The sequence below is a fragment of the Enterococcus sp. C53 genome, from assembly GCF_040887425.1.
In the GTDB taxonomy this organism is placed as follows: Bacteria; Bacillota; Bacilli; order Lactobacillales; family Enterococcaceae; genus Enterococcus_B; species Enterococcus_B hirae.
Genome location: NZ_JBFOFT010000002.1, coordinates 50,834 through 76,081, shown reverse-complemented (window position 1 = coordinate 76,081; position 25,248 = coordinate 50,834). Strand labels below are relative to the sequence as shown.

The window sequence follows — 25,248 nt, the reverse complement described above, 5'->3', positions numbered from 1 at the left end:
AAGGACGAAAAAAATGGCAACATTCGAACAATACAAAAAGAAAAACGGTAAAAAATTGTGGAAGTTTCAAACTTATTTGGGAGTAGATCCCTTGACTGGCAAACAAGTTAGAACTACACGAAGAGGTTTTAAAACAAAAAAAGAAGCTCAATTAGCGCTGACCAAACTGCAATTGGAATACGAAAATAATGGTCTAAATAAGTCTAAAGAGTTAACTTTTCAAGAAGTATACGATCTATGGATCGTAAATTATGAGCAAACAGTAAAAGAAAGTTCTTTCGTTAAAACAAAAGAACAGTTTGCGAATCATATATTACCAGCATTTGGTGCTCTTAAAATCAACAAAATATCGATTGATATAGCTCAAAAGTTCGCTAATGAAAAGGTAAAAAAATTTGTGTTGTATAGAGAATTCATCAATAATGCTTCGCGTATATGTGATTATGCTATTAAATTAGGATATCTACAAGATAATCCCTTTAAAAAAATCACAGTTCCGAAAAGGAAGGTCTCTATTCATGAAGAAGATACTTTAAACTTTTTTAGTAAAGAAGAACTAGAAATTTTTTTGAAATCAGTAGAAAAGAAAAAAGATATTCGTATGTATTCTTTTTTTCGGACACTAGCCTTCACAGGGATGCGCGTAGGCGAGCTCTTAGCTCTCACATGGAAAGATATTGATTTTAACGATAATTATATCAAGATAAATAAAACTCTCGCTAGAGGAAAAAATAGACGCCTTTATGTAGAGCAACCTAAAACCAAAAATTCTAAGCGAGATATACCAGTCGATGATGAAACTATGAACATCTTGAAGAAATGGCGATTAGAACAAAGAAAATGGTTGTTAACATTGGGAATTAATACGTTAAGCAAAAATCAACTGGTATTTTCTAACCAGAAAAACGAATATCTCCAATTATCTAAGCCTCGTAAATGGTTAGAAGTGATTATCAAACAAAATAATCTTAAACGTATTACTATTCATGGTCTTAGACATACACATGCTAGTTTACTTTTAGAAGCTGGTGCAAATATTAAGGACGTACAAGAACGTTTAGGCCACTCGTCTATTCAAATCACTATGGATCTATATATCCACATTACAGACAAACGAAAAGAAAAAACAGCAGCGCAATTCGCAAAATATATCGGTATTTAAGCAGAACGTATTCAAAGACGTATTCAAACAAAAAAACAGAGGCGAAAACATTGCAAGCAAATGCCTGTATATCAATGTTTTCGCCTCTATTATGAAATGTTATATAAGGAAGGTACAGGATTTGAACCTGCGCGCCGGTATTAGCCGGTTCGCCGGATTTCGAGTCCGGTGCATTACCACTCTGCCAACCTTCCATACCTATTATTTTTAAACTTTTTTTAGTAAAAAGTCAAGCCTATTTCCCGATAGAAATCAAAAACCGGCATATTTATTTTATGTGGAGACAAAAAAACACAAGAATCATTTTCTGCTCCTTCTTAAATAGTGCCCAATGTGAAGTAAGAAAGAGTATTGGAATGAACCTTGTGTTATCACACTTCATAAGTAGATCTAACTAATTGTTTCAGGATTTTCTAAAGAAAGAATAGAATCAATCGTTCGCTTGATGAACGAAATAATTTGTTCTTCAGTTGGGTGCATGATGTTTGAAGACATTAAAGATGCGATTCCGGTAACTGCAACCCAGGTTCCAGTGTGTAATGCATCAACGTATTCATCTGACAACTGGTTGTATCGATGATCTTGTTTGACGATTTCACGGAAATAGTTATAAGAAAAATCATGCACTTTTTGTCCATCGCCATGTTCGTCGATATATAATGCCATGTAAAGACTATGATGTTTTTTTGCAAAGTAGATATAGTTTAATCCTAGGTCAATAATTTTATCTCCAGTACGTTCAACTGGAAAAACATTTTCTTTGAGTTGTTCAAAAATTGAGTCTAATAAAGTATTTTTTAGATCCTCCATGTTTTTGAACTCTAAATAAATAGGTTGTGTGGATATACCCATTTTTTTAGCAATATTTCTCGCAGTAAACCCTTTAAAACCTTCCTTTGCAACAACATCATAAGCAGCTTTCAGAATTTGATCTTTAGTATAGACTTTTCTTCTCATTAAAACTCCCCCACTTCTTACTGCAGTATATGTTGTTTTATTGTAACCGATATACACAGTTTTTGGCAAATAATTTACTCAAAACGTTATATTTTAAGTTTTTTTCTTATTTATTTTTAACAATGATACAATATTATTTAAGAATAAACAAAAATACTGTTTCCCCTTACAAAAATTGACTTTTCTGTAACTGTTAGTTGACCAAAAGATTTCTTTCACGTTATAGTTAAAGAAAACGACAAAGAAGGTATGTAATGGTTAATAAAAACGACGTTATTTATATTCACCCCATCAAAAAAAAGCCATCTCAAAAAAATAAGTATTTTTATTTAACATTTACTGGCTTGTTTTTTCTAATAATCGGGCTTGTTTCTGGACATCCGGTTGAAACTATTGAGGGACTCAACAATATCCTTACTTCTCCTAGTAATCTGATGACCGATTATTTGGCAATAGGTGGTTTTGGAAGCGCATTTATCAATGTTGGTGTCCTGACTTTGTTGTCCGTACTTCTTTGCTATCATCATAAAGTCTATCTAAATGGACTAATCTTTGCTTCTGTATTAATCGTCACAGGTTTTTCTTTTTTTGGAAAAAATCTGTATAACTCTCTTTCCATTATTTTGGGTGTCTATCTCTATGCACGTTTTGTACATAAACCATTTTCACAGTATATTATGGTTGGCTTATTTGCTAGTGCCTTGTCACCTGTAGTTAGTTATATCACTTTCGGTATGAACTTACCATTGGGCTTAGGTATTTTATTTGGTAATCTGACTGGTATACTCGTTGGTTTTTTACTCCCTCCTTTGGCATCGCATACCCTTATTTTTCATCGTGGATTCAATTTGTATAATATTGGTTTTACTTCTGGATTGATCGCCATGGTCGTGGCTGGTATCCTTCGGTTATTTGATTTTCCAATTGAAGTTCAATCGTTCGTTTCAACAGGCTACCATCAAGAACTTACATTAGTCATTTTTCTTTTTTTTAGTTTAACTACGCTATTTGGTCTTTTTATTAATTCATGGAAGCTCACTGGTTTACATGACATTTTTCAAACTTCAGGAAAAGTAACTACTGATTTTATGGCGATCTCAAGTATCGGTGCCACCTTACTAAACATGGGGTTAGTAGGGCTGATGCTTTCCATCTATGTTCTTCTTATTGGTGGTGAATTCAACGGCCCGATTATTGGTGCAATCCTATCTTCAGTTGGATTCAGTGCCTTTGGTTGTCATCTAAAGAACAGTTTTCCCATACTTATAGGGATTTATCTTGCTTCATATCTGGCTACTATCCATGATGCCTCTCAAACAACAATGATCGTAGCAGCGATATTTGGTACTGCACTTGCTCCTATTAGTGGTTTTTATGGTAGTATTTTTGGTATTTTAGCTAGATTTTTGCATATTGTCTTAGTCCATAACGTCAGTGCATTACATGGCGGATTAAGCCTATATAATAGTGGATTCTCAACTGGATTCGTTGCAGGTTTTCTTGTACCGATCTTAGGCAGCCTGACTGTTGGCAGAAAGGAAAAGGATGGCATTGGAAAAAGAATTATCAAAAAGAATCATTAGTGAATTTTTAACCTATCTTTATTCTCACGAGATCACTGAAATAAGGATTGGGCTAGAATCAACACCCGAAGGATTATATATTGAAATTCAAGGAACTTGTTACTCTCCTCCTTCTGATTTGCATGAGTTAGCGGAAATGCTCAATGAACCAAGAAATCCTACTATGGATCTATATTACCAAGAGCTTGGAAATGTTTTTCTGGATCAATCAGATTTCCGATTACTTGGAAGTCTGATTGATGATGTGGAACTCATGTACGAACTTCCCATCTTAAATATAAAAGTATTTAGATGAATCCTTTGATTCAACAGGCTTAGTGAAAAGACAAAATGAGACACTGATTTTCACTCCCCTGAGATATTCCCTTTAGCTTTCATATAGTTATGGCGTTCAGAGTATTCTATCCACGTAAGTAAGCTAGAAACGCATAAGAGGTAAAGCAAAAACTTCTTCTTTTAGTTTCCTCAGCTTATTTTAAAGATTTAATACTTGAACGCCGATTTTTCATTTAATAGAGGATATTTTTCCTAAAACTACAGGCACAAAAATAATACTTCAAATACATCTTTAGTTGGATGTTTTTGAATCGTTTTTAAATTATACTTATTACAACTTACAAAATTGTTTGATAACTGTCATTTAAAATAGTGGCACAAAGAGTCACTAATAAAGTACATTAGTAATATAAGAAAACGTATCAAAGGAGTTGATAGACGTTGAACATTGCGGCATCACGGAAATTGATCAATTTTATATCTATCATTGGATTAGTAATTTCGATAGGCTTAACGATTTATTTTATCAATTTGGGTGTATTTAAAGATTTAAATTCTTTAAGAGGATTAGTTGGAGATTCAATTATCTTAGGTCCTATTATTTTCATCTTAATCCAAATCCTGCAAGTTGTTATTCCAATCATTCCTGGAGGGATAAGTACAGCAGCCGGTGTATTAATTTTTGGACCTTATGCTGGTTTTATTTATAATTATGTAGGGATTTGTATCGGTTCGATCATCATCTTTTTACTTGGTCGACGGTATGGTAAACCATTTATTTTATCTATGGTCAGTGACAAGACGTATAACAAGTATGTTGGTTGGCTCGATAACCAGAATCGCTTTGAAAAGTTATTTGCTTTAGCAATTTTTCTACCAGTGGCCCCTGATGATGCGCTTTGTTTAATGGCTGGTCTAACAAATATTTCTGTAAAAAAATATACTTGGATCATTTTATTGGCGAAACCCCTCTCGATTTTCTTATACAGCATGGCTTTGATTTATGGTGGACATTTCTTAAGTGGATTACTAGGATAGTTCATTATAAGTGGGCGTACTGCGTTAAGTATTTGCGCAATCTGTCCACTTATTTTTATTTTTACGTTATAATATTTATGGTAGGTGATTGAATGTTAATTTATTTAAAAAGAAGTTTAGGAAATGCTTGGGACTTTCTTAAAGGAACTCAAGCATATTTTCGTGATGTTTTGATTATGCATTTATTTATTTTATTTATTTGTTTACCCTTATTGAATAGTACGACCAGATTCATCTTGAATCGAGGAGCCATTGATTATATATCTAGTGATAATATCTCTACAATCCTTTCACAGCACCCAGGTGTCTTATTGTCTTTGACTGCTGTCTTATTAACTATCTTACTCCTAGTTTATTTTGAGTTTACTTTTTTATTGATGAGTGTTTACTTTATTAAGAAACAAACACCTATCTCGTTGAAACAGTTACTTCAAGCAACGTTTCGTCAATTAAAAAAAATACGCCCATTGACTTTTCTTTTTTTCTTAGCTTATTTCGTACTTATTTTACCGATTAGTGGGTTAAGTTTTAATTCTGATTTATTATCTAAAGTCAAAATTCCAGCTTTTATCATGGACTTTATTTTTACTAATCGTTGGATCGTGGTTAGCAGCTTCATTCTGTTTTATATCTTTTTAGCTTACATTGGTATCCGTCTCATTTTTGCCTTACCAGAAATGATTCTACGTGATCGACCATTTAAACAAGCGGTTAAAGAAAGTTGGTATTTAACCAAATCACGTTTTTTTGCAATCCTTGGACAGTTCATCATTATTGGTGGTAGTATTTTACTCATTTCATTTGCCGGCTATTTAATTGTGCTCCTCGCACAAATAATTGTAGAACAATTTTTCCCTAATTATTCATTGATTAGCGCTGTTTTTGCAATGACGATTCTTCAAGCTATCCTTTTATTCAACATCGTTATGTCAACAGTCGGAATTTTTTACATTATTATTGATTTCATGGATGATGAAGGTTTTCTTCCTGAGACTCCTAACTGGTTTCGTTTAGAATCTCCTAACAAACGTTTTTCTGTTCTTAAAAATACAAGCTTAGTTTTATTTGCTGTATTTTTTGGTGTAGGTGTTTGTCTCTACAATATGGATTATTTGACTTCTGCTTCTCAAACGAAACCTGTAACGATTTCTCATCGTGGTGTCAGTGGAGGTAACAGTGCCCAAAATACTTTAGCTGCTTTAGAAAAAACAAGTCGTACCTACCATCCTGATTATGTGGAAATGGATGTACAAGAAACCAAAGATGGTCAATTCGTTGTCATGCATGATTTTAACTTAAAAAAATTAACAGGGATAAATAAAGCACCACAAGATCTAACCTTGAAAGAATTAGAAAAGTTAAAAGTAACTGAAAACGGTGCGAAAGAACCTGTCGTTTCCTTTGATACTTATTTAAAGAGAGCCAATGAATTAAATCAAAAACTTTTAATCGAAATCAAAAATTCAAAAAATGATTCTAAAGATATCATTGAACGCTTTGTCAAAAAATATGAAGAAAACATTTTAACTCATCAGCATATTCTACAAAGTCTTACGTATCAGACGGTATCTGATCTGAAAAATGCCAATCCTAATTTTTATGTAGGCTACATCCTACCATTCAATATTGTTGGACCACCAGTTACTCCGGCCGACTTTTTGACGATGGAGTATAGTACGATCAATCGGAATTTTATTGATTCAGCTCATCAAGATGGTAAAAAAGTGTATGTCTGGACGGTTAACGACTCAGATGGAATCAGTCGTATGATGTTTTATGGTGTTGATGGGATCATTACTGATCAAATGACTATCTTAAATGAAAATATCAAAGCAATGGATGAAGAGATCACCTATTCAGATAAATTATTGAATTTCGTTTTAGGTGTTGGTTAAAAAAAGAGCCCCATGGATTGAATCCATGGGGTTCTTTTTCAATTACTTTATCTTTCTCTCGCGCTTTTCACCGCACGAACCACTGCTAAGATTGCCGGAATAGCAGAAATAACTGCTAAGATAATGCCCATTTTACCTGAACTCTTTCTTTTTTGCATGTTTTTTCGCTCCCTTCTCTCTCCTCTAATTATAGAGAAGTTTACGATATTTCTCAAAAAAAGTGTTTATGAAACCAAAGCAGATTCTGCTACTGTATAAATTTCGTCCAGTTTAACTAGTAGACGAAACTTACTATCGTAAACAGCCAACCGATCTCTCTGATCATAGCTTTCTACAAAAATAACAGCCGTATTAGTATATGTACGTTCCACGCAACCAATCACTTCATAGTTCACTCCAATCGGTTTGCATATGTATGACTAGCCTATTTCTAATTTTAACATTTCTCAATTCCCTCCTTTATTTTGTAATTCTTTAATTTATAATAACAAAAAAAAGAAGATTTGAAAACGATTTATTGAATTTTTTTATATTTTTTCTTAGAATTACACGATTTCAATCTAGTTTCCCCTTTTTCTCACATAACTAATACCAAGATATAATTGTAATTTATAAGTGACAGATTTGTTTGAAACTGTTAGCCTTTTGTTCGTGTAAACCTCCGAAAAAGCATCTAAACTATTCTGTGAGGAGGGAATTTCATGATTGTTATTCAAGCTATTGTATTTATCCTGTTATTGATTGGATTGCTTATTGGACTCACAGAAAATTAAGAATCCCTTGTTGACATAGCAATTAATTGCGAAAAAAAAATAAGGGTGCTACACTGATTACAGGAAGGAAAATTTAACAGAAAATTCCAACCACAATTTACATTAATAAAAAAAGAGGTGACTTACATGACATTTACTAAAACAAATATTGAATACCGAGTTGCATTTGATACTGTATCCAATCAATTTATGGCAATTGATGCTACAAATGAAAACAACGTAGCATTTGGTATCACGATTGAACAAGCTGTCCGTGCATTAAATGAATCCAAATAAGGAGTGAATCATTTCTAATGACCGAAAACAACTCGGGATCGAAAAAAGAATAAAGACGTTTGCAACTAATACAGTTAGCAAACGTCTTTTATTATTTATTCAATTTGAGTTTGTGCTTTATTTTCCCCCATGAAATTTTGCTGATTCCCAGAAAGATTAGAACCATCGCAATTTGCATGATTGGTACTCCTGCCCCCGTATACACACTTAGAAAATAATCTTTTTGCTCTGGCGAGTAGGAACAAAACCATGAAACCCCAAATAAAAATAAAAACTGGGTCAATATCAAACCACTAGTAATGACTAGTGCAGAACAATAAAAACCACGATCTTTTTTAGCATAGATTGAACCTAAGATCAAAAATAAAAATCCTAAAATCGCTAAACATAGAACAACACCACTTGTCTTTTGATAAATCGCAATCATAATATTAGAGATTTTCGCTGTTTTTGATAAAACTAAAATCGGCGGTTGTGGATCTTCACTATTAATCCAATTATTCAATAAAGGAACCCGCAAAAAGTTTTGCGCTGCTTCTACATCCGCATGGGTTCCAAAACTGTAATTCCCTCCTTGATGAAAATCTTTGTAAAATAAATTATCACTATAAGCTGTCCTAAAAAAATCTAAGAGTACTGGAATATCCTCGGCAATCTTCCCATCTCCTGTACTCATTAAGTAGACTTCACGTTTCTTCTTCAAATCTCCCTTACGATAAGCAGCCCTTAACTCTTGATTGACTTGTTTCCAAAATTCATTGGTTTCTTTTGCGTTATTTTGATAGTAGCCAGACTCATTCAACACATCTCGCAGTGCCCAAAAAATAATGTCTCCCTTTAATTCCTTTACTTTTCCTGCCTGAGTCCAAGCATGTGTCGTATATAATTCTTTGATTCTAGCAGCTTCTTTAGCAAAAGCAGGTGACACAGCTAATGCTTTATTTAACGCTTCATGAGAAACCCAAATCCTACTGTTCTCTTTGTTTATGTTCGTTCCATCATCTATTCGAATCAAGTTCTTCATCAATTGAGCAAACTCTCCGCTCGTACGATCATTGACTACTGCAAGATGATAGACTTCTTCATTTTTATGCTTAATCATTTGGTTTGTCACGATAAAGCTGATCATAGGAAGAAAAAACAAACTGAGTTTGATCAGTTTTCTTCGATCAAAGGTAATTTGTGAAAGAAACTTTTCAACAGTTTTCGTTGGTCTAAAATCCACTCCTAATAAAATCTGAACAAAACTAATGATTAAGGCTGCCAGAACAAACGGCAACAACCAGAGTGAATCTTCGCGAATATACCAGTAAAATGGAAAGATTAGAGACAACAAGAAAAACCAAGGTAAAATAGTTTTTGTTGCACGATATTTACGATAATAAATAGCTAATAAACAAGCAACGATAATTACGACAGATGGAATTACAATGGCGTTTCGATAAATACGTGTCGAATATTCATGGGTAAAACCGATTGGTGAAAATAAAAAAAAGACATAGATAAAAAACAAGATACTATTCTTTTTAACGATCGGCTTTACACTCAGTGTAATCAGCACGCTAGCTAAAATATTAAACCCACCTAATAATAGCGAGTATGGTAGCTGAATTTTATTGGCAAAAGCTAAAAATAAGCTATAAGAAATACCTTTTGATAAAGTTTTAGCATTGTACTCTCCTAACCACTGCCCGTCCACTAAGTTACGGGCATAATGAATAAAAAGCTGGTCATCATAGCTAGCTGTCATATCGATGCTGTAAGTCGCTTTGTAATAGAGATAAAGACGTATTAGTGTAAGAATTAGAGCGATACCACAAATAAAATAAAGTTGTTTTTGCCTAACATACTGAAGCATTTCCTTTACTCTATCCATGTACCCTAACCTTTCCTCCGCCTTTCTTCTTGATACTAATCATATTTGATAATTTATTTTTAACCAATTCACTCAACTCCTTATTCAATAAGCCTCTAATAAGTATAGCAAAAATTCATTTCATTGATATTAACCTTAAAAGATTCTTATTAACTTGTTTGATTGCTTTTTTAGCAGGTTCTAAGCGTTAAAAACAAGAATTATACTGTACTAACTTAATGACTGATCTTTTCCACTTTGTAACTATCGTAATCTTCTGTTGTGCAAATCATTTCCTTTATATATCTATTTTTATCAATAGGTGATCAAAAATTCACATTTTTTATTTTGTAATTTAATTTTTAGATAAAAAACAACTTTGTATATCTTTAGAGAAGTATTACAGAATGATATATTTTTTTATTAGGAGGTTTATTTCTTTCATTCCTACATGGAAGGAAAATATTTTTATTTTTGGAGGAAAAAAATGGGAACTTTTTTAGTGTTAGTAGGTTTAATTGGTATTTGTTGGGGGTTAGTAGGACTGATTCGATCATTTTTCAAAAAAGGGAATAAAAAACGAAACTTTATTATTATAGGAACAGCATTTATTCTTATGATTTTCGGAGCGTCTATCTCTCCTACCAGTCATTCCGATAGTTCAAAAGCAAGCACACAATCTGAAAAAAAGATCGAAACAAAAAGAACATCAAGTACTTCTAGTGAAGAACAGCTGAAACAAAAAGCTGAACATAAAGAAAAAGAAAAACGGAAGCTTGATGCTGAGCGTAAGAAACAAGAAGAAGAAAAACAAAAACTTGAGGCTGAGCGCAAAAAACAAGAAGAAGAAAAACAAAAACTTGAGGCTGAGCGCAAAAAACAAGAAGAAGAAAAACAGAAAATTGAAGCTGAGCGCAAAAAACAAGAAGAAGAAAAACAGAAAATTGAAGCTGAGCGTAAAGCACAAGAAGAACGTCAAAAACAAGCTGAAAATGAAGCAACAACAGCACTTCATCCAACTAGAGAAAACTATAACTCAGCAGCTACTTTAATCCAGGCTATTCCAAACGGCAATCACACTTGTCTGCTCGACTAGCTACAGTAGATGCAACGATCAAAGCAAATGAGGCAGCTGAAGCAGAACGACAACGGCAAGCTGCGGCCGCACAAGAACAAGCCAATCAAGTTGCAGCAGCACAAACACCGCAACAAAACAACGAACAAACGGTTTATATTGCTCCAGATCATGGTACAAAATATCATTTAAATCCGAACTGTTCGGGACTTAACAATGCAAATTCTGTCGTAGCTATCTCGCTGCAAGAGGCCCAAGCACGTGGATATACGTTGTGTAAGCGTGGTTAATCTAAAATAATAAAATGAACTGTGACAGCAGTGTCTAGCTCTGATAACTAAGCCGGAGAATCCGAAAATAGTCTCTACTATTTTGGACTCTCCGGCTTATTTCAAGGAGTTGATGCTTGAACACCGTGAATCAGAGGTTGTGAAAAGAGCGTTTTGACCTGAACGTTAAGGATGAAAATCTCGAAACAGCTCTCCATGTTTTGAGATTTTTTGACTTATCGCCGAAGGTCAGCTCTTTGAACACCGTTTATCCATTTTCAAAGCACAAAATAAGATTTATCTCCCTAATTTATTTTTTTTGTGAACATTTCCGGTGTTCGGTCTCTCCTAACTTTACTTAAGCATGGTCATACAAAAAAACAGAAAATTTTTACAGCCATTCCCCTGATATTAATAGTCGGATATTAGCTTAAATACCATAAATTTTTTTGCGTTTCTCCTTTACAAAAAGAACGTTTGTTCGTATAATACTATTAAAGAATATTTATGGATTGGCATCCTCGAAATCGCTCATAAGGGAGAGTCCACAATGATTAAGAAATATGGCACAGTAACAAAAATAAAAATACTACAAATTGGGGCTCGTCCCTTGATAAGATTTAGCTTGAATGATACGAACTGTTTAATCGCTGGTCATGGTTTAAACTTTCTTGCTGAAGTAGATGAAGGAATGAAATTAGTAATCAGTGGCTATTATAATCAAAGAAACCAATTGGTCGTCAAAGAATATCATGTGCTCGGTCCCACGAAAATACTGATTGATTTTAAAAAAATCAAGAAAGAATTTATTGGTAAAAAATAAAAATTGGTTTTGAAGTATATAACTCCCGTCTAAAAAAATCAGAACTTTTTTGTCAAAGAAAAAAGGTATCCATCTGTCTCAGCGAGTAGGTTTGGATACCTTTTTAAATCAGCAAAATTAGGTTTATTTTTTATTTATACATAAATGCTGTTCTAGGATTACTTGTTGTTCCTATCTCTTTGGTACCTTTCTATCTTTAAACGGATGATATGGTTAATTGCTTACTTGATTAAAGTCAGAAATGATATCATTCAACTCCGTTTGAAGTGTCGAAACAATCAAATGAAAATTTTCTTCATCCGTTTTATCGTATGGGGATGTTTTTGTTACATAAAGTAGCTTCTCGTTTTCTATTTTCATTAGAACCTGTGTTGCGGTTTGTACTTTGTTTTGATAATTAAACGCAGACATTCCACTTTGAATAATCGTTATGATTGCGGAAGCAATCGAAACGACTAATAACAAAGACTTATGATCAGATGCCTCGTGAATTAAAATAGGGATAGCAGCAGATAATACGATTTTTATAATATTCCCTATGCCAATGATTCTATTATACGATTGAATATCTTTTTTTAATTTATTAATTGTAGAATCAATCGATTCAATAAACGCTTTTTGATCCATATCATTTCTCCATTCACTTTATTAAAATTTGGTCGTAAAACTATTATAATTGGATTTACCTATGTTTCAGCTAATTACAAATCAAAACAAACGGCTATTAAATAACAATAATTATTTTATCAAAATAATGATATATTTGTCAATGATAGTATTCGTGCACGGATAAAAGCTATTGAAAAGATCTGAACAAAGATTTAATCATTACAGACGACATAAAAATCACATTTGATGTATGCTCACAATCTCTGACCAACCGAGCAAAGTAAGCTTGATTGATTTAAAAAATTTAAACTGTGAATACTATTGCCCACAGAATTGACAAACGTGCCCATCTCTCCCCTAACTGTCCATAATGGTAGATATGTGTAAGCAGTGCCTAACCGAAAAGTTGGCATGAAGCATGAAGATATAAGTCATAAAGATATCTCTATTATTCAACTATATGATCAAGTGTCATATGAAAGTATTGAACGAACTTCGATAAGTCCAATGACTATATCAATAATCAACAACGAAAATTTTCTGGACAAAATATTTCTCTGCCAACAAACCAAAAAAGGATGGCTATAATTAGCCATCCTTTTTTATAAATACCTCAATGAGTATCATTTTTCATTTTAAAGGCAAATTGTTTTGGATAATTATTTTTAATAATTACCTATAACTCCTTATCTTAAAGACGTTCGTTCAATTCTTTGGCAAGGTCTTCAAAGCCTGGTTTACCTAGAAGTGCGAACATGTTTTTCTTGTATCATGTGTACATTTATTACTTTTTTTCTCTTTTGTACCGTTAGAAAACGCTGAAACATCAGTATTTTATCTATCTCCTGCTTTTTCCATCTTTTCTGGTTTTTAATATCACTATCACCAAAACTATCACTAGTTTTTCTATTATTTTTACTTTTTTATATGCATATTGAAACCGGAGTTAGAACAATTAATATAAGAACGAAAAAAACTCAGCCAAGAATGATTGGTTGAGGTCTTTAGCTACTCAAAGTCAGATTTGAATCTTTCGGTTTTAAATTTAGCAAAGGATTTAATGAAATCATTGATTTAATCTCTAAAGGCACAATTTCACATCTCATATTATTTTTCCTTATTTGTAAAATTTTTTCTAGGTATTCTCTACATATATACCTCCGATTTGTAAGTAACGTTAATGGTATAGAGATACCACTTAAGACAAATAACCGATCACAATCCACCAGAACTGGCATGCGAAATGGCGATTTAATTCTAGAAGTCTCTTTATTTGGTAAAATTTCAAATCTATTTAAAGGTGGAAGACCTTTTTTAATATGTTTTAGTCTTTTTGAAGTACAAACAAAAAGACCTTTCTCCGTTTCCTGTCGTTCAGCAAAAATATAAATATGTACTTCCCCTCCATTTTGAGAGGAGATATTTTTGTAGAATATTCAAATAAAAATTATTTAGCAACAAAATACTATTTTGTTAAAGAAATTTAAACTAAAAAATACATCTATTTTCCTGTATGTTCAGTCACGATTTCTTGTGATCTGTTTGCTGTGTCTTCTACATCGCTTTTGGCTTTTTCCAGTTTTTCAATATAATTATTCAAATTACTGTTTTCTGATTGCTCTTTTTCTAGTTTTTGTTGAGTACTTTGCAATTGGTTTTTAATAGTATTTTTTTCATTTGACAATTGATTAATTTGTTGATTTAAACTATTAACAGTATTTTGAGCATCATTAAATTTATTTTGTTCTGTTTGTAAACGATTATTCCAATCAGTGTTTAATTGATTTATTTCAGCTATTTTTTGATTTATTTCATCAATTTTAGCATTGATTTCATTTTGTTTACCTTGCAATTCAGCATTTTTTCCTGATAATTGATTCTCTAAATTTGTTTTATCTATAGTTAATTGATTTTTCTCATTTTCCAAAGTCAACACTTTTTGTTTATATTCTTCAACGTTAGCCTTTACTTGCTCAAGTTCTTGATTATTTGAAGATAATCGTGAATTTAAACTACTAATATTTTGCTCTTTATTTTCTAGTGCTTTATCTAATGACTCCAAATTATGATTGATTTGTTCAATATTATCTTCTCCACCCCATAACAAAATGTCATCGGCAAAGTTTTTCCCTGCGATCCCTGCTAACACTAATCCACCTATAATTAATCCACTTACTACAATTTTCTTATTCATATCACCATTCTCCTTAACACAAACTGAACCAATTATAGTTAATGATTTCACAATCAGTCAATTTAAATATGTATTTTTTTATTTTATTTTTATAAATCTTTTTCTTAATTCGGATAAAGTCAGATGTAACTGCATACAAACATTATTTTTAAAACATTGTATTAATTAATTTAAAATTAGATATAGTTATTAAATTCACATAAAAAAGTCTACTCTTTCGGATAGACCAAAACATCTAACACATTTATTTTACCAATTTAAGAGATTATATATTCTATATTTTTGAAATAAAAAAATACCCGAAGGTGTATAAAAAATGGTTTAGTTATAGATAAATTAACTTAAGAGTACTGTTACTACAAGTGTTCTTCTCACTCTATAGGAAAAACTATCCTATCAAATAAAATAAGCACATTATTTTCTTATAAAAGCGGAGTCTTTTGCGGAAATATTTTTTATATCTGTTACATATCTTTCAACTTTCATATGCAAATCATATTTTTCTCTAAGTTTAGTAATATGAGCCATCATCGGAGATTCATGATGTTTGTCTAGTGCATCTTGATCTGTCCAACTATCAATTAGAAGAATTGTGTCCTCATCATTCATTGAAAAAAAGTATTCATATTTAATATTGCCTTTTTCTGCACGGATATCTTCTACAACTCCAGTTGAAACCATCTCTTTTGCAAATTTTTTCGCATTTCCATTTGTACCACTATAATAAATGTTCACAGTAATAGCCATTTCTTTACCTCCTTGTATATTTATCTATCCTTATATACCCTGTAGGACTCGAACCTACGACAGGACGGTTATGAGCCGTCTGCTCTGACCATTAGCAATAGAAGATAGCTTATTAATTAATCTCTATTATTCCAATAAAAACTACTTTAAAATCCCTGCTGCGAAAACGAGAATGAAGAAAGATGTATATTTGATATCGTGACGAATGTGTCAGACGCACGGAGCGGTCATCGGCGTTATGACTATATAAAGTATACTTTCGTTGATCCAGAAAGGTATAAAGATTAAAGTAGGCTACCTAAAAAGGTAGCCCGGAACGGATTTTATCACCATACTTATAAAAGGAGATATTTTTAAGTTAGTATTAAGATTGTGTAATATGATGATATCTATATTTTATAGTACCAGTGCTATAAAACCAAAAATAAGTCACTAATTAACTACCACTCCAATTATAAGTCTTTTTCCCATTATTTTTTATAGTTATATGGTATGCTTTATAATGGCTTCAAATATAAAAGAGTTTAAAGCGTAATACACTTATGGGGAAGTGGTTTGGGGTGCGCTTTAAACTCTTCTTTATTATTATCTCACAGCATGCTTAAAAGGTCTATAGATTAAGTTATGTAAAAAAGTGCCTCTTTAAACGTCCTAAAATCCAAACAAGGATAGCATAATATACACTATCGTTGATCCAGAAAACAGGTAAATAAATTTTGCAAAAGCAATAAGTTAAAAACATTACAAAAAAGACAAGGATATCACATCAAGAAAAAATGTTTTGAAAATATCTTTGCCTTTTTGTATTATATCTATATTAAATAATCAATCACAACACATTAACTAATTTATATATTTAATTTGTTGTTTTTCTATAATTGGATAACTAATTAACTTATGACTATCTAAGTCTTCTTTATTCATATCAATTGCAGTAATTTGACTGTCTTCATATGTTCGATAATAATAGATTCCTTTGTCAACATTGCAACAAGAAGAATAAATTGTATATTCATATTTTCCATCACCAACATCACACAAACCTTTTTGTTGTTCTACTGAACCTAAGATATGGAAAAATTGACTAATACTTTCTGACTCTGAATCTCCAGATACAGAATTCAGCTTCGTAAAAGTCGCTTTAACAAAACGAGATACTGAGGATAAATCTCCAGGCAAGCCTATCCCTCCCATACCGCGGCTATAGGCATTCAAACTTATTTGATTTGAAAAATTATTTTTAGGAGTTTCACTCGATAAGACACGATAATTGTTTAAATTAAATAATTGATAGTCAAATGAAGGATTATTGGTAAGAACGCCCACAGGGTTATCATATATATGAAGTCCATCTTTCATACTTTCAATGACAATTGATTTTTCTTTATCAGCTAATAGCCAATGTAAAGGGGATAAAGGAAGTTCATCACTATAATTTATATTTGCTAAATTGATATTTTTTAACAATTTTTTAGCTTCTCCTACTGTTGAGCATTGTCCTAAAATCCAAGGAATAAATTCAAAAGGAGATACATTGTCTTTCCCTTCTTGTATTTCTTTATAATCAGCATACCCAGAAAAATTTAGCCCAGCCATACTCAATCCTTTTTCATTTGTTGCATCGTAATAAAGAGGGTAGTCAGCTATACCAGCGGCAATACCAATCATTGCATAATGAGTATCCAAATCATTTACCTTTCGAAAATTCAACTTATAATTTCTTGGAGTAACAGTGACTACTTCATTGTAAGATATTTCATAATCAAAATTCCTTCCAAAATAATGATCACTTGTTACATAAGTAATAGACGTACACATAGTTCATTCCTCCTAAATATTGTTCTGTCCACGTTCATTTTACTCCAAAGTTTTCCTCATTTCAAAAGAAAATCACAGAATACACGAAGAAGCGTTTCTATTTGTATAAACTATATCAAAGTTCTATACTTAAATTATCAAATAAAAAGGACGTGAATATAAATGTCAAATTTAGAAAACAAAGAAGAAAAAGTTGTAAACAAAATTGTTTCTGTTGTCAATAAACTGGATAAAGAGTTAGACGAACTTGATACGTTATCTGAAAATCCAGAAAAAAAACATAACCTAAAAAAATGGTTAGTTGAACGAAAGGCTATTCATGAAATTAAAAAAGTTCTTCATGAAGCTGATAAATATGAAAAATATGATGAAAAAGAACTTGATAAAGAATTTAAAGAAATCAATGACTTATTACTATAATTGATTTATACGACTCATTTTTGAGTCGTCAGACTGCAAACAACACTCTAAATTTAGGAGTTTGTCTACAGTCTGAATAAATTTTAAATTTATTGTCCATAATGTTATTATGAATTTATAGCATTAAGAAAAGAGATAAGACTTTACATTTTTTTAGGAATGTAAAGTCTTATCTCTTTTCTTAATTGTACAATTAGTATTATCTGCACTACTTTCTAATTAAATAAATTTTTAGTTATTAACTTGATTAAAATCAGAGATAATATCAATTAATTCAGTTTGAAGGGTTGTAACGATTAAATGGAAATTTTCTTCATCTGTTTTATTATATGGGGATGTTTTCGTTATATATAACAACTTTTCTTTTTCAATTTTCATTAATAACTCTGTCGAAGTCTGTACTTTATCTTGATAATTAAATGCAGACATCCCACTTTGTATAATTGTAATTATTGCTGAAGCAATTGAAACAATCAATAGTAAAGACCTGTGGTCGGAAGCCTGATCAATTAATATTGGGATACTAGCTGATAAGACTATTTTTATAATATTTCCGATACCAATTACTCTATTATAAAATCGAATTTCTTTTTTTAATCTATCGATTGTAGAATCAATAGATTCGATAAACGCTTTTTGATCCATCATTTTCTCTCCAATCATTTTATTAAAATCATTAACAAAAATATTATAATAGGATTTAAGTAAGTTCTAACTAATCACACATAAAAATAAAAAAACATTTGTATTTTATCAAAGTTTTATTATACTTGTCAATTTGTGTACATCCTAAAATATAAGCTATTTGTTTACTTCTGTAGAATATATACTTTCTTGTTAGATAAGTTGCACATGTTTATAGAATCTAAATAATAAATTTTTATGTACCGCCCCTCAAAGAGGGGGGAATTTTTTATCGTTGTGGAATATTTAAATACCAACGCTTGTCATGAAAATCTTGTGCTCCACCCTTAGTATTTCCTTCTGGATCGTTTGTTGCACGCATCATTACGTAAACTTTTTTATTAGGGAAGTTACGCATATTGAAAGATACATGATAACCAACATTTCCAGAAGTATTATAAGCTTGATTTACATCTGGTCTATATATTCCATCAGCTTTTACTCGAGCTAATTCTTTCCCAGTATTGTAATCCATAATGAAGATATACTCGTATTTATAGTTAGCAATGTGCCATCCAGCTACATGCAAGTTTGCGTTTTCGATTTCTCCAAACTGATCAATGTGGGCGTAATTTGTTCCATCTGTCAGTGTAGGATTTGCTGCACCTGCTCTAGTTGGATCAATGACTGGTTTATCCTCCGAAGTAGTTGGATTATCATCCGTAAAACCATGAGCTAAATCATATGCTAATTTTTCTTTACTTACGCCCATTTCAGAAAGATAACCGTAAGGATCTGTATGATCCCCCCAAATATTTTGTGTTACCCATAAATGCGATTTGATTCCTGGTTGGTTATAAGGCGTGTCCAATGTTAATGGAATACCATATTTCATTGCTGAATCTCTAGCCAATTCAACGTATGCTTTATAGTTTTTTTCAAAAGTTGCTTTATCATGTGTGTGCTGTAACTCAATCTGCACAGGACTGTTAGCATTAGCATACGAACCAGCACCGTTCTGGACTAGTTAATCCATGTAATTTGTTATACCAAGATTGGGCATAATTTTGGCGTTCTGGATGTGCAGAAGCTGGGCGTTCGAAGTTCATTTCAAAAGCATACGCTGCACTTTGGGCATCATTAATCGATTTAAATCCTGATACTGTGGTTGGATTTACTTTTCCGAGCCATTGACCGTTGAACATACACCAATCTAATAATTTTACTTGGGCTTCAATACTTCGATAATCTTCTTGAATCCCTGCGGTGTTCATCAAACGCTGAACATACTCTCGTCCGTTCCAAGTTGGTGATCCGACTAACGGATAAGCAGAACCATCCCATTGAACAATCCCATAAGCTGGACCACCAAGTTGTTCTGTATCAGGGTTCATACTTGCTCCAACTTCCCCTTGAATATTTCCTAGAATACCTGCAGCTGCATATTCAGAATAGCCACGAGCTTTCAGCATTGTCCAAATTTTCCATGCTCTTTTTTCAGCTTCCGTCATCAATTGAGGAGGGATGGTTCCAGGATCACTTCCTCCACTGTTGTTCCCTGTGATTTCTTTTCCGTTGACTGTGAGTTTGCCTTGTACATCTAAGTCTCCAAAATAAATTGCTTTACCATTTCCTAATAAAACTAATCCTTTACCAACTTTAGGAGAAATCAAAATATATTTGCCGTCTCCATTTGTACGAATAACTAAAGAATTATCTTCAATAGGTGTGGGAGTAGAAGCTCCAGGAAAAGGATTACCAGCAGAATCAGTTGTTCCAATCGTTCCAATTGAACTATTAGAATTCCAAAACTCCATTCCTTTTTTGGTTAACTCCATTATTTTCTTTTTGTTATTCCAAATTTGAAGTAGTCCATTAACTAATTTCAATACATCTCCAGTTTTATTAAAAGAGTTTTGAAAGATATCTGCCTTTATTAATCCTGTTTGAATAAAATTAGCATTGAATATACTATCCAATGTCCAAGCGGAATTAAAAGGACCATTCCAACCATTTTTAGAAAAGGCAATTCCATTTTTGTTCATTCTTAATACTTCTTTTGCCTTGTTTAAATCAGGGCTATCCATTATAAAAATATTTGAAGGTTTTTCTTTTGGCCATAAAACTACATAACCGCCTGCATTTCCTTGACCTGCAATCATAGAGGACACATAATCATTAAAACTACTCATATAATTATTCGTAGCATAATCTTTTAATTTATCTTGAATAGTAACAGCTTGTTGTTGATAAAAAGCAACTTGAGTATCCCCAGCTTCCAATTTCAAAACCTTTTCAGATAATGAATCATATTGAACACCGCTAACTTTCGATTCAAAATATAGTTTATATTTTCGATGATATATTTTAAACGTATCAAATAACCCATAATTTCTTATCTTAGCGAATTCTTTTCCTTCTTCGGTGTCCGTTAATTTATCGAACTCAACGGTAATAGAAATCTTCGGTTTATCACAGCCTGGATTAATTGTTTTGAAATAATTCTTAGCTATTTTATTTAAGCTATTAACGTCTTTAACTCCCTGTTCTTCTGTGAATTGAACGTGTTCTGTATATACATCAGGATAATTATTAATATATTCGCTATCTACTGGCGAGCCATAAATTCGGCTAGTTGTACCTGTATCACTTTGAGGATCAGCATACGGAATAATTCTTGTTTTCACGCCTGTCCAATCTAACTTAACTTTTAACCCAGATAAATCTTTTCCATATCGGATTGTGCCAATATTATCACGACCTCTTCGCTTTAATAAAGATAGCTTAAAAGGCTCACGTTTAATTTCTCCGCCCCAATACTGAAGTAAAGATCCTTGTTCACCAGCAATACAATTTAAAACATTTCTTGCTTCAAAAGTTGTACTTGATACAGTTGTAATATCAGAATATAGGCGTATATCTGATTTTTTATCCATATTGTTTTCAATAATTGCCATTGCTTCTCGGCCAGTTTTAGAGTCTACTTCAGCAAAAGTGACCGCTCGTCTTCCAAGCCGATTTGTACGACTCTGGGCATAAATAGTTACGGTATCTAAAAAGGTATCAATATCTTTATCATCAATAAAAAAGATATGATACTCTTCTTGATCATTTGACTTTGCTTTTATTTGATAGTCATTTTCAAAATATTCATCAAATCGAGTACCTAATGGATACTCCAACTCTAATTCATATTTTCCATTTGCTACTTCATATATCTCACATTTTGTGGTGTCCTTCAAAATCCCTAAACCATTCGTAGAAAAATCTGTCTCGGTAGGACTATATATTCTTGGTATCATACTTTTCTCCACCACCTTGGTATTATCTCAAACGAATGTATGTTATTCGTCCATTTGATTTCATTTTTTCCAGGGTATAGAAATGGAAAATCTAAAAATAAAGTGACATGATCTTGATGTTCTAAATTGTCATCTAGCTTTCGATAAGACTCTTCTAGTTTAGAATCTATATATAATTCTCTATCTAATAGTTTCAAATCATATTTATCATTATTAATATAAAAAGAAGCATCTCCAGAACCACTCAATTTAATAAGCGGTTTTGAAGCATACTTCTCTGGATTAAATAACTCGAAAGCTTTTATCTGTTGAATAGCAAAACGACCACTATAATTTTCTTTGAATGGTCGAAGACTAACTGTAAATTCAAATGGAACTATGTTCCCTGTTTTTCTTGTTCCTTTAAATTCTGGCGCTTCGGTTACTATAGCTTGATAGATATATTGTTGATCGTAATAAAGAATAAAATCACTGTAAGAGTTCATATCTAACCATTCAGTAATTCGATCTTCCCATTCCTGCACTAAATCAATCGATGGTGCTTTGTAATAACATTCAATTTTTCTAGTAACGTTTTTGTAATAGGCTTTATCGATAATAATTGAGTCATTGCCTTCACGCTCTCTCAATTCAATTACACGACTAGCTGAAACAGAGGCAGGCCTATTTTGAATATATACGTTAAACTCAGAAGAATAATGTTGATTGATAAAAAATTGTCCTCTTTTAAGTTGCATATAATGTCCCTCCTACTGCATCAGCATCTCGTTTCATTTGTCTCGTCAATTCTGTTTTCATCTTCTTGGCGATTTGTTTAATCATCGAATCAGGTAGATCTCCATAAACATTTAAATGCAAGTGAATTTCATTCACTGCATTTGAAGATGTATTTTGTTTAGCTTGTACCACTGGTTGACTATTAGACCCTGTAATAACTGGTTGAACCGACGGAGTTTTCACTAAATCAGTCATTGTCTGATCCAATTTACTTTTTTCTTTATCAATACCAACGATAATACCTTGAACAATATTTTTACCTACCATATCCCTCATCCATCTAGATGGAGAATGAATACCTAATGCACCCTTAATAGAATCTTTGATACTTCCAGCTATTCCTTTAATAGTCTTTTTCAATGCATTCCATTTTTCTACTACACCATTGATAAGTCCATCAATGATATTCTTACCGATTTCGAATAAATTGATTTCCCTTAATGAATCAAAGATTTCTTTCACCCGATTAATTGCTTTTGAAACACCATTTTTTAGATTAGTCCATGCATTTTCAGCGGAGTTAACAATTCCAGTAACAATATTCCAGAAAGATTCCTTGATGTTATTCCAAGTATTGATCATGGAATTCTTTATAGAAATCCATGTATTGTATGCTATATCTTTAATGTTCTGCCAAGTATCTTTGAAGAACTGTTTAATATTGTTCCAAGTAGTAATAGCATTATATTTTAAATCAATCCAAGTTTGAATAATCCCGAATTTTAATTCAATCCATTTTTGAATAGCAAAATACTTAATGTCAATCCAAAGATTAATAAAAAAGTATTTTACATTAATCCAAATTGATTTAGCTTGACTTACTACTTCATTCCAAATATTTATCAAAGTAAGTTTGAAACCTGTCCAAATATTAAGCGCAGCAAAATAAATATTTGTAACGTAACTAACAAAAATATTTTTTATAGACTCCCGAATATTTAGAGCACTTTCTTTAATATTATTCCATACACCAATCATGTTGTTTTTTGTTTCTTCCCATCCACCAGAAATCATGGAGGTAATAAATAAAACTGGCGCAAGTATAACATTTTTTAAAATCTCAAAAACATTTTTACCAATCTCAACTAAATTATTCCATAAGGTCTCTAAATAAAAAGTGACATGTAAGAATGCGTTCTTTAAACCTATAATCAATGGACCAGCAACTTCCATAATAGAACCTTTAATTTCATTCCATTTTTCAGTTGCCAATTCTTTTATACTCTGCCAAATATCAGAAAACCATTGCTTTGTATTTGACCATGCGTTTTTTACACTATCAACTGCATTCATAGATGTTTCTACTGTTTTATCAAATAAACCTGTTGCTCCATTTTTAATGTCTTGCCAAGTATTTGAAAACCATTCCTTTATTCCAGACCAAGTATTCTTGACACTCTCAACGGCATTTGATGCCAATTCTTTAGCAGAACTCCAAGTATCAATTCCCCAATCTTTTATATTCTTTAATACACCAAGTATGGAATCTTTTACATCATTCCAAACGGATATAACTTTGTTTCTAAACTCTTCGTTGGTTGCCATAAAATAGCCAAATACAGCAATCGCTCCAACAACGGCTCCAACAATCAAAACAAACGGATTTGCGGCGGCTATAGCCCCCATAATCTTTAGTGAATTTCCAACACCGATTATGGCATTCTTAAAACTATTGAAGCTTTTTATAATTGTTGGTATTCCTTTAAGTTGAAACATTAATGCGCCAAAAGCAGTAGTTGCAGGAACCAGAAATGGCATCATGAATTTCAATGCAGAGCCAAATTTTTGAACTGCATCAAAAAGATTACTTAAAAAAGACACTGCTCTAGGAATATTTGCAGCAATTACTTTCAAAAAAGATTCCATGGAACTGGCAACTTTATCAATAATCCCCTTAAATCCACCTAAATCAGCATCCACTAGGGCTTTATTTAATCCTTCTATTACTTCGCCAACACCACGAGTAACAGCTGTTTTGGCATTCTGGATAGAGGTTTTAATCCCTTTAGTTGAATCTTTTGCAATTTGATTTAATGATTTAAGTCCTCCGCCACCTTTAGTATCCATTTCTATTAATTGATTTTGGAACTCTTCAACAGAGATCTTACCTTGAGATAACCCTTCTTTAAGCTCTCCCATTGTAATTCCCATCTTTTTAGCGATAGCAGATAGAGTAGGACCAAGTTGAGCATTAATCATTGAATTCCAAGTTTGTGCATCTACTTTTCCGTTTGAGAAACTTTGAGATAGCTGAATAACAGCTTCATTTACTTGATCAGTTGAACCACCAAACCCAAGAATCCCATCATTCAATGCTTTAAATATTTGAGTCGAACGAGTCAAATTCCCAGTAGAAGAAGCAAGAAGTTGTACATGACTTATCGCATCATTCAAAGCGGTAGGAAGTCCTTGAATACCTTGAGATAAAAGCCCATTCTTTCCGATATTCTTCATAATTTCTGAGTTGCTGAATCCCATGTTTTGGAAATTTCGTAGAGCATTATTCATCGTATCTACTCGATCAATTGCCCCACTTATGGAACCTTTAATTAGATCAAAACCAGCTCCTACAATTCTAGTCACTCCACTGGCTAGAAAGCTACCAGCAAATATTTTCCAAATACTACCTAATGAACTGCCACTTTTTCTACTCGTTCTTTCGATAGTTCCATCAAAAGAACCTAGCTTTTTGACAGCATTATTCATGCCAGCAGTAAAACCTGATTCATCTAATATCATCTTCAGAATTAGGTCATCGTTATTCAAAGTATCACC

Annotated in this window: 21 protein-coding genes, 1 tRNA gene and 2 pseudogenes; 11 read left to right on the top strand and 13 right to left on the bottom strand. The window is 32.3% G+C overall.

Going from position 1 to position 25,248, the window contains the following annotated elements; genetic code table 11:
* Positions 1 to 13: 13 nt before the first annotated feature.
* Entirely contained in the window at positions 14 to 1,162 is a 1,149-nt protein-coding gene (locus tag AB3I42_RS03220; protein WP_368022264.1) for a tyrosine-type recombinase/integrase, read from the top strand.
* A 106-nt stretch (positions 1,163 to 1,268) separates the two neighbouring features.
* Here AB3I42_RS03220 and AB3I42_RS03215 read toward each other — a convergent pair.
* Together AB3I42_RS03215 and AB3I42_RS03210 are read right to left on the bottom strand one after the other, a co-directional pair.
* A tRNA-Ser gene (locus AB3I42_RS03215) sits at positions 1,269 to 1,356 on the bottom strand.
* Between the two features lie 196 nt (positions 1,357 to 1,552).
* Entirely contained in the window at positions 1,553 to 2,119 is a 567-nt protein-coding gene (locus AB3I42_RS03210) for a TetR/AcrR family transcriptional regulator (protein WP_081123332.1), read from the bottom strand.
* Positions 2,120 to 2,373: 254 nt separating this feature from the next.
* Here AB3I42_RS03210 and AB3I42_RS03205 point away from each other — a divergent pair, with 254 nt between their 5' ends.
* The 4 genes from AB3I42_RS03205 to AB3I42_RS03190 all read left to right on the top strand — a co-directional run bounded on the left by AB3I42_RS03205 (position 2,374) and on the right by AB3I42_RS03190 (position 6,911).
* Positions 2,374 to 3,702, top strand: a complete 1,329-nt coding sequence (locus tag AB3I42_RS03205) for a DUF1576 domain-containing protein (RefSeq protein ID WP_368022263.1) — start codon at positions 2,374 to 2,376, stop codon at positions 3,700 to 3,702.
* Positions 3,671 to 3,997: a hypothetical protein gene (locus AB3I42_RS03200; RefSeq protein ID WP_144775909.1), complete on the top strand. Its 327-nt coding sequence runs from the start codon at positions 3,671 to 3,673 to the stop codon at positions 3,995 to 3,997. Before AB3I42_RS03205 ends, AB3I42_RS03200 begins: the two co-directional genes overlap by 32 nt.
* Positions 3,998 to 4,419: 422 nt before the next feature.
* Positions 4,420 to 5,016: a TVP38/TMEM64 family protein gene (locus tag AB3I42_RS03195; protein ID WP_010737813.1), complete on the top strand. Its 597-nt coding sequence runs from the start codon at positions 4,420 to 4,422 to the stop codon at positions 5,014 to 5,016.
* Positions 5,017 to 5,108: 92 nt separating this feature from the next.
* A complete protein-coding gene (locus AB3I42_RS03190) occupies positions 5,109 to 6,911 on the top strand; it encodes a glycerophosphoryl diester phosphodiesterase membrane domain-containing protein (protein ID WP_131773446.1) in 1,803 nt (600 codons plus the stop codon).
* Positions 6,912 to 7,135: 224 nt separating this feature from the next.
* Here AB3I42_RS03190 and AB3I42_RS03185 read toward each other — a convergent pair whose 3' ends face one another.
* Positions 7,136 to 7,324 (bottom strand): hypothetical protein, encoded by a 189-nt coding sequence (locus AB3I42_RS03185; RefSeq protein ID WP_368022353.1) that lies wholly within the window; start codon positions 7,322 to 7,324, stop codon positions 7,136 to 7,138.
* A 486-nt stretch (positions 7,325 to 7,810) separates the two neighbouring features.
* Here AB3I42_RS03185 and AB3I42_RS03180 point away from each other — a divergent pair, with 486 nt between their 5' ends.
* Positions 7,811 to 7,960, top strand: a complete 150-nt coding sequence (locus AB3I42_RS03180) for a hypothetical protein (protein ID WP_010718765.1) — start codon at positions 7,811 to 7,813, stop codon at positions 7,958 to 7,960.
* Positions 7,961 to 8,051: 91 nt separating this feature from the next.
* Here AB3I42_RS03180 and AB3I42_RS03175 read toward each other — a convergent pair whose 3' ends face one another.
* Positions 8,052 to 9,836: a hypothetical protein gene (locus AB3I42_RS03175; RefSeq protein ID WP_010737816.1), complete on the bottom strand. Its 1,785-nt coding sequence runs from the start codon at positions 9,834 to 9,836 to the stop codon at positions 8,052 to 8,054.
* Between the two features lie 466 nt (positions 9,837 to 10,302).
* On the opposite strand from AB3I42_RS03175, the gene AB3I42_RS03170 reads away from it, so the two are divergent.
* The 3 genes from AB3I42_RS03170 (at position 10,303) to AB3I42_RS03160 (ending at position 11,982) form a co-directional block, all read left to right on the top strand.
* Positions 10,303 to 10,911, top strand: a complete 609-nt coding sequence (locus tag AB3I42_RS03170; protein ID WP_368022262.1) for a hypothetical protein — start codon at positions 10,303 to 10,305, stop codon at positions 10,909 to 10,911.
* Complete coding sequence (locus AB3I42_RS03165; protein ID WP_228012170.1) at positions 10,896 to 11,180, top strand: hypothetical protein; 285 nt, start codon at positions 10,896 to 10,898, stop codon at positions 11,178 to 11,180. Before AB3I42_RS03170 ends, AB3I42_RS03165 begins: the two co-directional genes overlap by 16 nt.
* A 529-nt stretch (positions 11,181 to 11,709) precedes the next feature.
* Positions 11,710 to 11,982: a hypothetical protein gene (locus tag AB3I42_RS03160; protein ID WP_010737819.1), complete on the top strand. Its 273-nt coding sequence runs from the start codon at positions 11,710 to 11,712 to the stop codon at positions 11,980 to 11,982.
* A gap of 213 nt (positions 11,983 to 12,195) precedes the next feature.
* Here the strand turns inward: AB3I42_RS03160 and AB3I42_RS03155 are convergent, their stop codons facing one another.
* The 3 genes from AB3I42_RS03155 to AB3I42_RS03145 form a co-directional block, all read right to left on the bottom strand.
* A complete protein-coding gene (locus AB3I42_RS03155; protein ID WP_010718761.1) occupies positions 12,196 to 12,609 on the bottom strand; it encodes a DUF4231 domain-containing protein in 414 nt (137 codons plus the stop codon).
* A 1,483-nt stretch (positions 12,610 to 14,092) separates the two neighbouring features.
* Positions 14,093 to 14,785, bottom strand: a complete 693-nt coding sequence (locus AB3I42_RS03150; RefSeq protein ID WP_081123338.1) for a DNA-directed RNA polymerase subunit omega — start codon at positions 14,783 to 14,785, stop codon at positions 14,093 to 14,095.
* A gap of 414 nt (positions 14,786 to 15,199) precedes the next feature.
* Positions 15,200 to 15,532, bottom strand: coding sequence for a putative quinol monooxygenase (locus AB3I42_RS03145; protein WP_010718759.1), 333 nt, complete (start codon positions 15,530 to 15,532; stop codon positions 15,200 to 15,202).
* Positions 15,533 to 15,623: 91 nt separating this feature from the next.
* On the opposite strand from AB3I42_RS03145, the pseudogene AB3I42_RS03140 reads away from it, so the two are divergent.
* Positions 15,624 to 15,820, top strand: a pseudogene (locus AB3I42_RS03140) (DUF5960 family protein); the annotation flags it as partial.
* A 555-nt stretch (positions 15,821 to 16,375) separates the two neighbouring features.
* Here AB3I42_RS03140 and bsh read toward each other — a convergent pair.
* Positions 16,376 to 17,350: a choloylglycine hydrolase gene (bsh, locus tag AB3I42_RS03135; protein WP_002287105.1), complete on the bottom strand. Its 975-nt coding sequence runs from the start codon at positions 17,348 to 17,350 to the stop codon at positions 16,376 to 16,378.
* A 162-nt stretch (positions 17,351 to 17,512) separates the two neighbouring features.
* Here bsh and AB3I42_RS03130 point away from each other — a divergent pair, with 162 nt between their 5' ends.
* Positions 17,513 to 17,770: a hypothetical protein gene (locus AB3I42_RS03130; RefSeq protein WP_002295273.1), complete on the top strand. Its 258-nt coding sequence runs from the start codon at positions 17,513 to 17,515 to the stop codon at positions 17,768 to 17,770.
* Between the two features lie 231 nt (positions 17,771 to 18,001).
* On the opposite strand, the gene AB3I42_RS03125 is transcribed toward AB3I42_RS03130, so the two are convergent.
* The 5 genes and pseudogenes from AB3I42_RS03125 to AB3I42_RS03105 form a co-directional block, all read right to left on the bottom strand.
* Entirely contained in the window at positions 18,002 to 18,433 is a 432-nt protein-coding gene (locus AB3I42_RS03125; RefSeq protein ID WP_181914422.1) for a DUF4231 domain-containing protein, read from the bottom strand.
* 250 nt (positions 18,434 to 18,683) lie between these two features.
* A pseudogene (locus tag AB3I42_RS03120) lies at positions 18,684 to 19,418 on the bottom strand (N-acetylmuramoyl-L-alanine amidase); the annotation flags it as partial.
* The gene (locus AB3I42_RS03115; RefSeq protein WP_368022261.1) at positions 19,390 to 21,696 is read right to left on the bottom strand and encodes a phage tail spike protein; all 2,307 of its coding nucleotides are present in this window, start codon (positions 21,694 to 21,696) and stop codon (positions 19,390 to 19,392) included. The pseudogene AB3I42_RS03120 and the gene AB3I42_RS03115, both read right to left, overlap by 29 nt.
* Positions 21,693 to 22,433 (bottom strand): hypothetical protein, encoded by a 741-nt coding sequence (locus tag AB3I42_RS03110; RefSeq protein ID WP_002298038.1) that lies wholly within the window; start codon positions 22,431 to 22,433, stop codon positions 21,693 to 21,695. Before AB3I42_RS03110 ends, AB3I42_RS03115 begins: the two co-directional genes overlap by 4 nt.
* Complete coding sequence (locus AB3I42_RS03105; protein WP_368022352.1) at positions 22,423 to 25,212, bottom strand: tape measure protein; 2,790 nt, start codon at positions 25,210 to 25,212, stop codon at positions 22,423 to 22,425. The genes AB3I42_RS03110 and AB3I42_RS03105 overlap by 11 nt, the downstream gene beginning before the upstream one ends.
* Positions 25,213 to 25,248 lie beyond the last annotated feature (36 nt).